Annotated in this window: 12 protein-coding genes; 3 read left to right on the top strand and 9 right to left on the bottom strand. The window is 72.9% G+C overall.

Going from position 1 to position 12,186, the window contains the following annotated elements; genetic code table 11:
• Positions 1–47: 47 nt before the first annotated feature.
• Both ACFWW8_RS26460 and ACFWW8_RS26465 read right to left on the bottom strand, forming a co-directional pair.
• The gene (locus ACFWW8_RS26460; RefSeq protein ID WP_386531931.1) at positions 48–839 is read right to left on the bottom strand and encodes an SDR family NAD(P)-dependent oxidoreductase; all 792 of its coding nucleotides are present in this window, start codon (positions 837–839) and stop codon (positions 48–50) included.
• Between the two features lie 173 nt (positions 840–1,012).
• Positions 1,013–1,762: an HAD family hydrolase gene (locus ACFWW8_RS26465; RefSeq protein ID WP_386531933.1), complete on the bottom strand. Its 750-nt coding sequence runs from the start codon at positions 1,760–1,762 to the stop codon at positions 1,013–1,015.
• 377 nt (positions 1,763–2,139) lie between these two features.
• On the opposite strand from ACFWW8_RS26465, the gene ACFWW8_RS26470 reads away from it, so the two are divergent.
• Positions 2,140–3,135 (top strand): ScbA/BarX family gamma-butyrolactone biosynthesis protein, encoded by a 996-nt coding sequence (locus tag ACFWW8_RS26470; RefSeq protein ID WP_386531935.1) that lies wholly within the window; start codon positions 2,140–2,142, stop codon positions 3,133–3,135.
• A gap of 192 nt (positions 3,136–3,327) precedes the next feature.
• On the opposite strand, the gene fbaA is transcribed toward ACFWW8_RS26470, so the two are convergent.
• The 6 genes from fbaA to ACFWW8_RS26500 form a co-directional block, all read right to left on the bottom strand.
• A complete protein-coding gene (fbaA, locus tag ACFWW8_RS26475; RefSeq protein ID WP_386531937.1) occupies positions 3,328–4,350 on the bottom strand; it encodes a class II fructose-bisphosphate aldolase in 1,023 nt (340 codons plus the stop codon).
• Positions 4,351–4,653: 303 nt separating this feature from the next.
• Positions 4,654–5,193 carry an orotate phosphoribosyltransferase gene (gene pyrE / locus ACFWW8_RS26480; protein ID WP_386531939.1) on the bottom strand — a complete coding sequence of 180 codons (540 nt, stop codon included), beginning with the start codon at positions 5,191–5,193 and terminating at the stop codon, positions 4,654–4,656.
• A 30-nt stretch (positions 5,194–5,223) separates the two neighbouring features.
• Positions 5,224–6,009, bottom strand: a complete 786-nt coding sequence (locus ACFWW8_RS26485; protein WP_386531941.1) for an aldose 1-epimerase — start codon at positions 6,007–6,009, stop codon at positions 5,224–5,226.
• Between the two features lie 27 nt (positions 6,010–6,036).
• Positions 6,037–6,936, bottom strand: a complete 900-nt coding sequence (locus tag ACFWW8_RS26490) for an SRPBCC domain-containing protein (protein ID WP_386531943.1) — start codon at positions 6,934–6,936, stop codon at positions 6,037–6,039.
• Positions 6,937–6,968: 32 nt separating this feature from the next.
• The gene (locus ACFWW8_RS26495) at positions 6,969–8,612 is read right to left on the bottom strand and encodes a polyamine aminopropyltransferase (RefSeq protein ID WP_386531945.1); all 1,644 of its coding nucleotides are present in this window, start codon (positions 8,610–8,612) and stop codon (positions 6,969–6,971) included.
• A gap of 192 nt (positions 8,613–8,804) precedes the next feature.
• Positions 8,805–9,371, bottom strand: coding sequence for a DUF2617 family protein (locus tag ACFWW8_RS26500; RefSeq protein ID WP_386531947.1), 567 nt, complete (start codon positions 9,369–9,371; stop codon positions 8,805–8,807).
• Positions 9,372–9,640: 269 nt separating this feature from the next.
• On the opposite strand from ACFWW8_RS26500, the gene ACFWW8_RS26505 reads away from it, so the two are divergent.
• On the top strand, positions 9,641–10,018 hold the full coding sequence (locus tag ACFWW8_RS26505; RefSeq protein WP_386531948.1) for a hypothetical protein: 378 nt from the start codon (positions 9,641–9,643) through the stop codon (positions 10,016–10,018).
• Between the two features lie 75 nt (positions 10,019–10,093).
• A complete protein-coding gene (locus ACFWW8_RS26510; protein WP_386531950.1) occupies positions 10,094–11,281 on the top strand; it encodes a pyridoxal phosphate-dependent aminotransferase in 1,188 nt (395 codons plus the stop codon).
• A 449-nt stretch (positions 11,282–11,730) separates the two neighbouring features.
• Here the strand turns inward: ACFWW8_RS26510 and ACFWW8_RS26515 are convergent, their stop codons facing one another.
• Positions 11,731–12,159, bottom strand: a complete 429-nt coding sequence (locus tag ACFWW8_RS26515) for a DUF3224 domain-containing protein (protein ID WP_386532055.1) — start codon at positions 12,157–12,159, stop codon at positions 11,731–11,733.
• Positions 12,160–12,186 lie beyond the last annotated feature (27 nt).

A 12,186-nucleotide genomic window follows, 5' to 3' on the forward strand; every position in this document is an offset into this window, starting at 1 on the left:
ACCCGGTATCTTTTCATGCCCCCGGGTACGTTCCTGTCCGTGCAGTTTCACACCATCACGAAGCCGCCGTCCACAGGCATCGTGACTCCTGTGACGAACGACGCCCTGTCACTGCACAACCAGGCGGCCGCCTCGGCGATCTCGGCGGGCTCCGCCGTCCGCGGCTGGGGCGTACCGGCGTGCAGCTGGGCCTCGATCCCGGGCACCGCCGCGAACCACTCCTCGACCACCTCGGTCCGCGTGGTGCCCGGCGCCACCGCGTTGACCCGGATGCCCCGGGCCGCGTACTCGGCCGCCGCCGCCTTGGTGAGGCCGATGACCGCGTGCTTGGCCGCGACGTACGGCGCCGCCACCGGCGTGGCCAGCAGGCCCCCGACGCTGCTGTTGTTGACGATCGACCCGCCGCCGGCCTCCAGCATCGCGGCGATCTCCGGGCGCAGGAAGTTCCACACCCCGTCCACGTTGACCCGCATGATCCGCTCGTACAGCTCGTCGTCCATCTCGTGCAGCGGCGTCCGTCCGGCCCCCCAACCGGCGTTGTTGAACGCGCAGTCGAGCCGGCCGAAGGACTCGACCGCCAGGGCGACGGCCGCCTCGGCGTCGGCGCGCACGGTCACGTCCGCCACCGCGTAGCGCGCCCGCGCGCCCTGCTCCGTCAGCTCCGCGACGAGGTCCCGCAGCAGTTCCTCGCGCCGGGCGACGAGCACGACGCTCGCGCCCTCCCGCGCGAAGACCCGGGCGGCGGCGGCGCCGATGCCGCTGCTCGCCCCGGTGATCAGCGCGACCTTCCCCTCCAGCAGCCCCTGCCGCCGGCCGTGTTCCCGCCCCAGCCCCTGCATGCCGCGTCCCTTCGTCCGTACGTCCTCGACCCGTGCGCTGCGCCCGTGCCCTGTTCCCGTGCTTCCCGTGCTTCCCGTCGCGGTCGCCGACCGCGCGCGCCGGCCGCCGTTCCCGTCGCGCGCCGCATCACGGCGCTCGCGCACCGCGCACCGCGCACCGCGCGGCGCCCGGTTCAGGCCCGACCCGCGGCGCCCACGGCATCCACCACGACGCCCGCCGGGCCGACCGTGCCGGCCGCGCCCGCGGCCTCGGCGGCCTCCGCGTCCACCGTCCGCAGCAGCCGCTCGTCGATCGCGCCGAGCGAACCGACCAGGTGGCGCACGCCCGCCTCGCGCATCTGCCGCCCCTGGAAGCCGTGGGCGAAGGGGCTCGGGTGCCCGATGAACGACGCCCCGAGGCCCAGCGCCGCCTCGGCGACCCGTGCCACGTCGTCCACGAACAGTGCCTGCCCGTGGTCGAGGCCGAACACGTCGACGGCGATCTCGTGCACCCCCGGGCGGAAGGAGTCCGTACTGACGTACCCGGGCCCGTCGAAGAGGTGCGCGAGGTGGCCGAGGTACCGGTCGAAGTGCTCCTTGTCGAGGCCTCCGTAGCAAACGGTGCGCAGCCCCAGGCACCGCAGCCGGTGCAGCAGCTCCTCGGCGCCGGGCAGCACGTGCACCGGATGCCGGGCCACGTGGGCGGCCCGCTCCTCGAAGTAGACCTCCAGCACCTTCTCCGGCGCCCAGTCCACCCCGGCCGCACGGCCCATGGCCAGCGCCGCGACCGCGCGGGGCTGGGAGAAGATCCCGCGTTCCACCTCGGCGTCGTAGGTCCCGCCGCGCCGGGTGACGAAGCCGTGGATGACCGGGCTGAAGGTGTCGTTGAGGAGGACGCCGTCGATGTTCAGGGCGGCGAGCCGCAGGTGCCGCAGGGGCTGCATGGCGCTCCGATCGTGCGGGGGAGGCCGACACCGGCTGTTTTCGGGCAGATGTGGCCCGCACACCTGGCGGGCCCCCCGAAAAATACCTACCAGTACGCGGGCTGCCGCGCGTTGAGAAAGATACCGGATGCCGGTTCCGCCGCACGGCCCGGGATCCTCCGGATCCTATGGCGTAGACCACATCATGAACTAGGTCTGACCTGGGCAATCTTCGTAATTCAGCCGCCTGGGGCCCGGATTGGGCTATGGCCTGCGTCACTCTGTACGGACGGGCGAGTGTTCCTCGGGTAATCATCTGAGAGTTAATCAAACCCTGAAGTACGTACTTTGCTGGCAGTAGAAGTTTGTTGTATCCGGCCATGATGACGAGGGACTTCATGATCACGACTCTGGAACCGATGGACTTCATCAACTCGGCCTCGACCGCGAGCTGTATCTGCCCGACCAGGTCGGACGACGGGCGGGCCACCACGGTTCCGAGAGCGCTCGTCCACCGTGCGGCCTTCGCCGAGGTCTTCCTCACCGGCATGTGCCGCCCCGCGGAGAACCTCTTCCACATCACGGCACAATGGCCGCGCGGGCACTGCTTCTTCACCCCCATCGGGGGCACGCACTACGACCCGATGCTGATCGCGGAGACCATCCGGCAGGTCGGTTCCTACCTCGCCCACGAGGCGTTCGGCGTGCCCCTCGGACACCAGTTCCTGCTCTGGTCGCTGGAGTACTCCACCGTGCCCGAGAACCTCGTGATCGGCAGCGCCCCCGCCGACCTCGACCTGACGGTCACCTGCCCCGAGATACGCCTGCGCGGAAGCCGGCTCACCGCGCTCTGCTACGAGGTGGTGGTCCGTCAGCACGGCCGCGTCGTCGCCACCGGCCGGGTCGGCTACACCGTCACCTCCCCCGCCGTCTACCGGCGGCTGCGCGCCGAGCAGTTGGCCCAGGAGCCCGTGGCCTCGCTGCCGCCGACCCCGCTCCCGCCCGCCGCCGTCGGCCGGCTCTCCCCGTTCGACGTGGTGCTCGCCGACGCCCCCCGCCCGGGCGTCTGGCAGCTGCGCTACGACACCCGCCACCCGGTGCTCTTCGACCACACCGGCGACCACCTGCCCGGCATGGTCCTCCTGGAGGCCGCCCGGCAGGCCGCGGTGACCCTCGGCGGCGGGGGCGACGTGCTGCCCGTCTCCGTCATGAGCAGCTACCAGCGCTACGCCGAGTTCGGCAGCCCCCTGTGGATCCACGCGGAGCCCGCCCCGACCGAGCTGGGCGACGCGGGGACCCGGTCGGTCCGGGTGACGGGCCTCCAGGACGGCGAGCAGGTCTTCGAGGCCTTCGTGGGCACCGAGCCCGTCGACACCGTACCGCCGATGCGCTGAGGCGACCCGCGCCCCGCACGCGACCGCCGTCCACGGGGCGGGGGAGCCCGGCGGGGCGGACGAGCGGGCGGGGCGGTTCCGTGCGGCGCGACGCACGCGTCGGGGGGCCGGGCCCCGTCAACGACCCAAGGGTCTGCCGGTCCGGGGGGACCGGCAGACCCTTGGTGTGTCCTGCCCGGCGGAGCGGTGGCGCTACTTCAGCCGGGTACCCGTGGAGCGCAGGTTCGCGCACGCCTCGGTGACGCGCACGGCCATGCCCGCCTCGGCGGCCTTGCCCCAGGTGCGGGGGTCGTACTTGGACTTCGTGCCGACCTCGCCGTCGACCTTCAGCACCGCGTCGTAGTTGCGGAACATGTGGTCCACGACCGGGCGGGTGAAGGCGTACTGGGTGTCGGTGTCGAGGTTCATCTTCACGACGCCGTTCTCCAGCGCGGTGGCGATCTCCTCGGCCGTGGAGCCCGAGCCGCCGTGGAAGACGAAGTCGAACGGCGAGGACGTGCCGTACTTCTCGCCGACACCGGCCTGGAGGTCCTTGAGGAGCTCGGGACGCAGGACGACGTTGCCCGGCTTGTAGACACCGTGCACGTTGCCGAAGGAGGCGGCCAGCAGGTAGCGGCCCTTCTCGCCCAGGCCCAGGGCCTCGGCGGTGCGCAGCGCGTCGTCGACGGTGGTGTACAGCTCGTCGTTGATCTCGTGGCTGACGCCGTCCTCCTCGCCGCCGGTCGGGGTGATCTCGACCTCAAGGATGATCTTCGCGGCGGCGGCCTTGGCGAGCAGCTCCTGGCCGATCGCCAGGTTGTCGGCCAGGGTCTCGGCGGATCCGTCCCACATGTGCGACTGGAAGAGCGGGTTCAGACCGCGGGCCACGCGCTCGGCGGAGACCTCGATGAGCGGACGTACGTAGCCGTCCAGCTTGTCCTTGGGGCAGTGGTCCGTGTGCAGCGCGACCGTGATGTCGTACTTCGCGGCCACGATGTGCGCGAACTCGGCCAGGGCGACGGCGCCCGTGACCATGTCCTTGTTGTACTGGCCACCCAGGAACTCCGCACCACCGGTGGAGATCTGGATGATGCCGTCGCTCTCGGCCTCCGCGAAGCCGCGCAGCGCGGCGTGCAGGGTCTGGGAGGAGGTCACGTTGATGGCCGGGTAGGCGAACTTGCCTGCCTTCGCCCGGTCGAGCATCTCGTTGTAGACCTCGGGGGTTGCGATGGGCATCTGTCCGCTCCTTGGATGTGCGGGGAGTGTGCTTATTGCGGGCCCTGACCTGGGGGCGACGTCATCGTCGCGCCTATCTTTCCAGACTCCGCGCGACACTCCACCCCGCCGGTCTCACCGGGTGGGCAGAACGTGCCGGGGTGTTTCACGTGAAACACCCCGGCGGCTCGCAAAACAGCAGGTCAGAGCCTGCTCAGGGACTTCCGGGGACCTTCGTCACCAGTTGTGACCGCGGCCCCGCAGGCCGGAACGCCCCGGTCCGCGGCGCCCCGGCCGCAGCGACGACGCCCCCCTGGCGACGGCCTACGACAGGCCGAGGTCACCGAGGCGGTAGCCGGTGAGGTACGGCAGGCCCGCGGCCGCGATGGCGTCGGCCGCGCCGCGGTCGACGATCGTGGCGACGGCGACGACCTCCCCGCCGGCCTCGCGGACCGCTTCGACGGCGGTCAGCGGGGACCCGCCGGTCGTCGAGGTGTCCTCGACGACCAGGCAGCGCTTGCCCTTCACGTCGGTGCCCTCGATGCGGCGCTGCATGCCGTGGGCCTTCTGCGCCTTGCGGACGACGAAGGCGTCCAGGCGCTCGCCGCGCGCGGCGGAGGCGTGCAGCATCGAGGTCGCGACCGGGTCGGCGCCCAGGGTCAGGCCGCCGACGCAGTCGAAGTCGAGCTCGGCGGTCAGGTCGAGCATGACCTGACCGACCAGGGGGGCCGCCTCGCCGTCGAGGGTGATCCGGCGGAGGTCGATGTAGTAGTCGGCCTCCCGGCCGGAGGAGAGGGTCACCTTGCCGTGCACGACGGCCTTGTCCTTGATCTGCTGCAGAAGCGCATCGTGTACGTCAGTCATGGCCCTGAGCTTAGACGGCCCCGTTCGGCTCTAGCCGAGCCGCCGCCAGGCCCACGTGGTGGAGATTTCCAGCGGGTCCACCGGGGTGACCAGGCGGGGCAGGCTGTTCAGCCCGTTCGGCGGACCGGACTGCGGCTCCACGCAGACGGCCTCGGGCTCCTCGTCGTAGACGACCACCCACTCGGTGCGGCTGGTGACCCTCAGCTCCAGCGCGCCGGGCCAGGTGAGGGTGACGTCGACCCCGTCCGGCATCCCGAAGCAGTCGTCCCACGGTCCGGGCAGCGGGTCGATGCGGTTGCCCGTGGGGAGGTGGTCCTCGCCCCGCTCCTCCTGCCATCCGGCGGTGAAGTCGACGCTCACGTCCTTGCCGGTGCCGAGGTTGCGGTGGAACCAGGGGTGCCAGCCCGCCTGCGCCGGGAAGGAGTCCCCGTACGTCTCGATGCCCAGGGTGAGGGTCATCGCGCTCTCGGACAGCTCGACGATCTGGGTGACGCGGCCGGGGTAGGGCCACGGGTCGGCGAGGTCGTACGTGAACACGGCGTCCGCGGGACCGGAGCGGGCCCGGCTCCAGGCGGCGTCGCGGCCGAAGCCGTGGATGGCGTGCGGGGGGTGGTTGACCGGGAGCTGGTGGACGGTCGCCCCGTCCTGGAAGCGGCCGTTCTCGGTCCGCCCGCACCACGGGACCATCGGGAAGGCACCGTAGTGCGGGCCCTGGCGCAGCAGTTCCGTCCCGTCGATGCGCAGGCTGCTGATCCGGCAGCCGTTCTCCTGGTCGACGGTCACCTCGGCGCCACCGGCGCTCAGTTGCGTACTCATGCCGCCGACCCTAGTGCGGGCCGGTCGTCAGCGTCGGCGGCGCAGCGCCCGGCCGAGCACGACCGCCGACGCCACGGCCAGCGCGGCGGCCGGGGCGAGCCAGCGCAGGCTCTCACCGGCCGTGTTGGCGGTGGGGGCGGGAACGGGGGCGTAGCGGCCCCGCGGCGGCGCGTGGTCCACTTCCTCGGCACTGCGGCCGATCATGGTCCGGCGGGCGTGGGCGGCCTCGGCCGGGGGTCGCGGGGCCCCGTCCAGCTCGGCCGGACCGCCGGCCAGGAAGGGGTCCGGGGACGGCGTCGGCACCTCGGTCTCGAACACGGACGCCGTCACCTCGGTGACCTCCTCACCGGTCTCGGCGGCGTCCTCGCCGGCCTCCGCCTCCCCCTCGGCGACGGGATCGGCGTCGTCGGCGGCCCGTACCGGCCCGGGACCATCGGCAGGCCCGCGACGGGCGTCAGGCCCGGCCTCGCCGGCCGGCCCCGCCCCGTCCGCCGGCTCGGCCGCGACCGCGGCCAGCTGCTCGGCGGTCCGGTCCAGCAGCCGCCGCACGGCGGTGGCGGTGGCCTCGGGGGTGAACGCGGCCGCGCGCCCGCCGGCGGTGCCCCCGACGCTGAACTCCAGCCGGGTCCCGCCGTCCGCCGGGGCCAGCCGCAGCTCCACCCCGACCGTGACGGTGCCGTGGCCGCGGACCTCGGTGCCCTCGCCGTCCGCGGTGAAGCGGCCGGGGGTCCGCTCGGTGACGACCAGGGCGCCGCGGTAGGTCACGGTGTGCCCGCCGACCCGGACCCTGAGGCGGCCCGAGAGCGGCCCCGACGCGGCGTCGGCGTCCTGCTGGAGTCCCGGTACGCACCGGGCGACCCGGACGGGATCGCGCAGTACGGCACGGAGGTCGTCGGGCGGTACCGGAACGAACACCTGATGCTCCATGCGGCCGAGCCTACCGACGAGACCCGGCCCGGTCACGAATACCGCGGGTGCGGCAGCGTCGACGGCGGCAGTCCGGGCACCCGGGTCCGCTCCGTGTCGCGCGCGGCGTCCTGGAGGGAGCGCGTCGACAGCGAGCGCAGGCCCGGCGTGTCGCGGTCCACGCGCAGTGCGGGCACCTGCTCGCGGGCGGCGAGGACGAAGCCCCAGTCCTGCGGCGGTGCGGTGCCCAGGATCCGCGGGGTGCGGTCGGGTCCCGCGGCGGAGCCGGACAGGCGCCCGCCCGCGCTGTACGGGGCGGTCCGCAGACCGGCCGCGCGCAGGGTGGACTCGACGGTCCAGTACGAGCGCGGCCGCGCGGCCATCGGCCCGGCGTGCACGGCGAGCCGCCCGCCGGGGCGCAGGGCCCGCGCGGCCAGCCCGTAGAACTCCTGCGAGTACAGCTTCGTGCTGGGGGTGATCCCCGGGTCGGGGAGGTCGGAGACGATGACGTCGAACCCGTCCCGGGCGGCCTGCTGCCGCAGCCAGCCGAAGGCGTCCTGGTGCACGACGCCGAGGCGCGGGTCCCCGTAGACCCCGGCGTTGAGCGCGGAGAGCATCGGATCGGTGCGGGCGAGGCTGACCACGCCGGGGTCGAGCTCGACGACGGTGACGGAGTCGACGTCGGGGTAGCGCAGCACCTCGCGGGCGGCCAGACCGTCGCCTCCGCCGAGCACCAGGACCCGGCCGTGCGGGCCGGTCATCGCGGGGTGGACGAGCGCCTCGTGATAGCGGTACTCGTCGTAGCCGCTGACCCCCAGCCGCCCGTCGAGGTACAGGTCGAGGGAGCGCGGCGAGCCGGTCGGCGGCCCGGTGAGCACGAGTTCCTGCACCCCGGTCTGGACGGCGACGCGGACCTCCGCGCCGTACACGGCCCGCCGGGCCACCCGCTCGAAGTCGTCGGCGAGGACGGTCGCGCAGCCGAGGACGGCCAGGACGGTCGCGTTCACCGCGATCAGGATCCAGCGGGAGCGCCGGCTCAGGTCTCGGCGGAACAGCCACAGCACGAGCCCGCCGCCCGCGACCACGTTCACGGTGCCGGTGAGCAGGGCGCCGGTGAGCTGGCCGAACAGCGGCAGCAGCAGGAACGGGAAGGCGAGGCCGCCGACCAGGGCCCCGACGTAGTCGGCGGCGAAGAGGTCGGCGACGGCGCCGCCCGCGTCCTGTCTGCGAATGCGCTGGATCAGGACCATCAGCAGCGGGATCTCCGCGCCGATGAGCACCCCGATGGCGAAGGAGAAGGCGACGAGGGCGGGCCGGGACTCTCCCAGCCAGGCGAAGCTCGCGTACAGCGCCATGGCGGAGAGCCCGCCGAGGAGCGCGAGCGCGGCCTCGATGGCCCCGAATCCGAACGCGGGCCGGTGGCGGAACCGCTTGGCGAGCAGGGAGCCGACGCCCATCGCGAACACCATCACGGACAGGACGACCGAGGCCTGGGTGACGGAGTCGCCGATGAGGTAGGTCCCCAGGGCGAGCAGCTCCAGTTCGTACACGAGCCCGCAGGCGGCGCAGACGAACACCGTGGCCAGGACGAGGAGCCGGCCGGTCCGGGGCCCCACCGGCAGGGCTGCCTGGACGGTCGCCGCGCCCCGCGGCTCCGGGGCCGGGAGCACCCGGCGCGGGACGGAACGGTCGATCATGAAGCGAACCGTACGGTACGGCCCACCCGCATCCTGTCACCCACATGGGTGTAAGTGGCGTACCGAATAGACCAGTTGGCGTAACCGTGCCGCACCGCCCGCGCCCCACGAGCGCCGGACCGCCGCAGCCCGCGCACGGCGCACGGCAGCGGACCGCGCCGGACCGCCGCGGTGCGGCGGCAGCCCGCCTCGCTACCGCGGGAGCGGGCTCTCCAGTGCGGCGGCGGCCGCCGCAGCCGCCGCAGCCGCCGCACCCATCCGTACGCCGACCCGGGTCCGGGTGGCCACCAGCTGGCCCTCCTGGGGGTAGGCGTGCCAGGTCCGCCACCGCACCTGCCCTTGGTGGCGCTGCGCGAGCAGGGCCGTGAAGGCGTGCGGACTGCCCGGGAAGGTGCCCGCTAGCCCGTTCGGGTGGTCGGCGACCAGCGCGAGCAGCTCCTGCGCCCGCCCCGCGAAGGACCCCTGGGACAGGGTCTCGACGCGCGCGGCGAACTCGTACTCCCAGTCGCCCACCCGTTTGGCCACGCCGAGCGGCAGCGGCGTGCTGCTGCCCGGCATGCAGGCGACCGTCTCCGAGCAGAGCACCTCGCCCTCCTCCAGAAGCACCTGATGGGAGGCCCCCAGCAGGCGCAACTCAACCTTTGCGCCATCCAGTTCGAGGTTCAGTACGGCCAGGGCGGGCAGCCGGTCCCGACCCAGGGCCCAGGCGAGGTCGGCGGCACGCGTGTCGGTGTATGAGGTCTGGAGGGTCGTGAGCATGAGTCGGCTCCGCAAACGCGCGAGGGGAGAGGGGCCGGGGCCCGCCAGCGGTAGTCAACGGGTGGGGGGACACCGGCACGGGTCCACAGGAAGTCCAGGGAGGTCCGAGGACTGGGCTACTCAACCGAGGGAATCATGAAAGGCACGGCACTCACAGCGGTTTTACCCAACTTGAAGGGGTTTACATCCCCCCGGGGGCTCCACAGTTCACGTGTTCAACGAGTTGCGTCCCGCGCGTCGCCGTGCGGGACGAGCGGAAGGGCGCCCGGGTGGACGAGAACGCCCCGGACGCCCGCGCCCGCGCGATCTCCGCCGCCCCGCCTCAGCTGGAACCGCATCCCCCGCCGCCGCACGAGGAGGACGATCCTCCGCAGGACGACGAGGACCCGCACGAGGACGATCCGCTCGCGCACGAGTGGGACGAGCCGCTCCCCGCCCACCAGCTGCCGCCGCTGCTCCCCCCGCTGCCGGAGCCCCCTCCGGAGGCGGAGGTGACGGCGCGGTTGACGGCCCGGATCGCCAGGGTCACGGCGACGACGATGACGATGACGATGACAAGAAAGATCATTCCGAAGACGAACATGATGCCCGCCCCTCTCTCACGCCCCGGTCTTCCCGGGGGAACGGGATCCCCGCGTCCCGCGTGACAGGGGGATTCCCATCGGCCCCGCGCCCCAAAGCGCACTTGAGCAAGTCCAGAGGTTGCCCTCAGGATGGCGCCCATGACCGCACCCGTGAGCAGCAACCGCCCCTTCCTGAACCGCCGCCTGGCGGCCTTCGGGACCACGATCTTCGCGGAGATGTCGGCGCTCGCCGCCCGCACCGGGTCGATCAACCTCGGCCAGGGCTTCCCCGACACCGACGGCCCCGCGCAGATCGCCGAGGCGGCCTCCCGCGCGGTCCTCACCGGCCTCGGCAACCAGTACCCGCCCGGCCCCGGCGTCCCCGAGCTGCGCACCGCGATCGCCGCCCACCAACAGCGCTTCTACGGGCTCGACTACGACCCCGACAGCGAGGTCCTGGTCACGGCGGGCGCCACCGAGGCCATCGCCGCCACCCTCCTGGCCCTCCTCGAACCGGGCGACGAGGTCATCGCCCTGGAGCCGTACTACGACTCGTACGCCGCCTGCATCGCGATGGCCGGCGCGACGCGCGTCCCCGTCACCCTGCGCCCCCACGCGGGAGCCTTCACACTGGATCTGGACGAGCTGCGCGCGGCCGTGACTCCGCGCACCCGCCTGATCCTGCTCAACACCCCGCACAATCCGACGGGCACGGTCCTCACCCCCGCCGAACTGGCGGCGGTCGCCGAACTGGCCGTCGAACGCGACCTCCTGGTCGTCACCGACGAGGTGTACGAGCACCTGGTCTTCGAGGGCGCCCACGTCCCGCTGGCGGGCCTTCCCGGCATGCGCGGGCGCACCGTCTCCCTCTCCTCCGCGGGCAAGACGTTCTCGTTCACCGGCTGGAAGGTCGGCTGGGTCACGGCCGCGCCGGAGCTGGTCGCGGCGGTCCGCTCGGCGAAGCAGTTCCTCACGTACGTCGCGTCGGGCCCCTTCCAGTACGCCATCGCCGAGGCCCTCGCCCTGCCGGACGCGTACTACGACGGGTTCCGTGCCGACCTGGCCGCCAAGCGGGACATCCTCGCCAACGGCCTGAGCGCGGCTGGGTTCGAGGTCTTCCGCCCGCAGGGGACGTACTTCATCACCACCGACATCACCCCCCTCGGCGAGAAGGACGGCCTGGCGTTCTGCCGCGCCCTGCCCGAGCGCTGCGGGCTCGTCGCCATCCCCAACCAGGTCTTCTACGACGACCGGCAGGCCGGCCGCACCCAGGTCCGCTGGGCCTTCTGCAAGCGGACGGATGTCTTGGAGGAGGCGGTGGACCGCCTCGGTCGGCTGGCTCGCTGAGAGCCAGCCAGATGGACGTGCGGGCATGGGGCCCGGCCTTTCAGCCGGAGCCCGTGCCGCACGGGAACTACGAGTTACTCGGTGTCCCTGGGGTGCCTCGTGGACGCGTAGTAGCGGATCCCTTCCACTCCTTGGTGGCGGGCCTCCCGCGTAGCTGGTGCTGACGGTTCCAGTTGTCACGCGACAGCGGGTCGGTACGCAGCGCCTCAAGGCAGCAGTGGGCACTGGACAGCGCCGCGCGGCACAGCTCCTCCCACCCCGTCAACGCCTCCGTCGTCCCGAAGACCACGTTCCACCCGTTCAGGGGTGGGACGCTGACACGATCGCCCTTCTGCAAGCGGACCGAGGTGCTCCGGGAGGCGGCGCGCGCCTGCGTCGGCTCTGAGCGGCGCGGGCGCAGCGGCGGCGCGGGGACTCCCGCGGCGCGGGCGCAGCGGTCCGCGCCGGTTTCAGGGGGTGGGCGCCAGCGGGAGGGCGAAGTCGAACCAGATGCGGTGCGTGCCGTCCGCCTCGACGCGCAGACCGCCGCCGCCCGTGATGCCCGCGAGGGCGCCCGTGCCGCTGCCCGGGACGATGGCGAAATGCTCGGCCGCCCGGGCCGGGCCGCCGTCGGTCGCCGCCGAGTGGACGAAGTTGAAGGCGCCCTCGCGGCCGTCGAGGGAGCCCTCGAAGGACTCCATCGCGACGTAGCTGCCGACTCCCGCCTCCTGGTCGAACGCGGCCGTGAAGACCGTCGCCGAGCGGCCCTCCAGGGTGTCCCCCCGGTAGCGCTTCTCCATCGTGGCCACGCCCACCGGGAGGCCGGTTTCCACGGGTGGTTGCGGCGTGAGCGAGGCCGGTGTGAAGCTGACGACCTTGAAGGTGCCCGAAGCTCTCATCATCGGATGAGCGTACGCACGACGAGC

The sequence above is a fragment of the Streptomyces sp. NPDC058701 genome (genome assembly GCF_042715295.1).
Classification (GTDB): Bacteria; Actinomycetota; Actinomycetes; order Streptomycetales; family Streptomycetaceae; genus Streptomyces.

Excerpts from the sequence above, each read along its gene's own strand:
- ACFWW8_RS26460 (WP_386531931.1), bottom strand. The coding sequence starts at position 839 with ATGCAGGGGCTGGGGCGGGAACACGGCCGGCGGCAGGGGCTGCTGGAG.
- ACFWW8_RS26465 (WP_386531933.1), bottom strand. The coding sequence starts at position 1,762 with ATGCAGCCCCTGCGGCACCTGCGGCTCGCCGCCCTGAACATCGACGGC.
- ACFWW8_RS26470 (WP_386531935.1), top strand. The coding sequence starts at position 2,140 with ATGATCACGACTCTGGAACCGATGGACTTCATCAACTCGGCCTCGACC.
- fbaA (WP_386531937.1), bottom strand. The coding sequence starts at position 4,350 with ATGCCCATCGCAACCCCCGAGGTCTACAACGAGATGCTCGACCGGGCG.
- pyrE (WP_386531939.1), bottom strand. The coding sequence starts at position 5,193 with ATGACTGACGTACACGATGCGCTTCTGCAGCAGATCAAGGACAAGGCC.
- ACFWW8_RS26485 (WP_386531941.1), bottom strand. The coding sequence starts at position 6,009 with ATGAGTACGCAACTGAGCGCCGGTGGCGCCGAGGTGACCGTCGACCAG.
- ACFWW8_RS26490 (WP_386531943.1), bottom strand. The coding sequence starts at position 6,936 with ATGGAGCATCAGGTGTTCGTTCCGGTACCGCCCGACGACCTCCGTGCC.
- ACFWW8_RS26495 (WP_386531945.1), bottom strand. The coding sequence starts at position 8,612 with ATGATCGACCGTTCCGTCCCGCGCCGGGTGCTCCCGGCCCCGGAGCCG.
- ACFWW8_RS26500 (WP_386531947.1), bottom strand. The coding sequence starts at position 9,371 with ATGCTCACGACCCTCCAGACCTCATACACCGACACGCGTGCCGCCGAC.
- ACFWW8_RS26510 (WP_386531950.1), top strand. The coding sequence starts at position 10,094 with ATGACCGCACCCGTGAGCAGCAACCGCCCCTTCCTGAACCGCCGCCTG.
- ACFWW8_RS26515 (WP_386532055.1), bottom strand. The coding sequence starts at position 12,159 with ATGAGAGCTTCGGGCACCTTCAAGGTCGTCAGCTTCACACCGGCCTCG.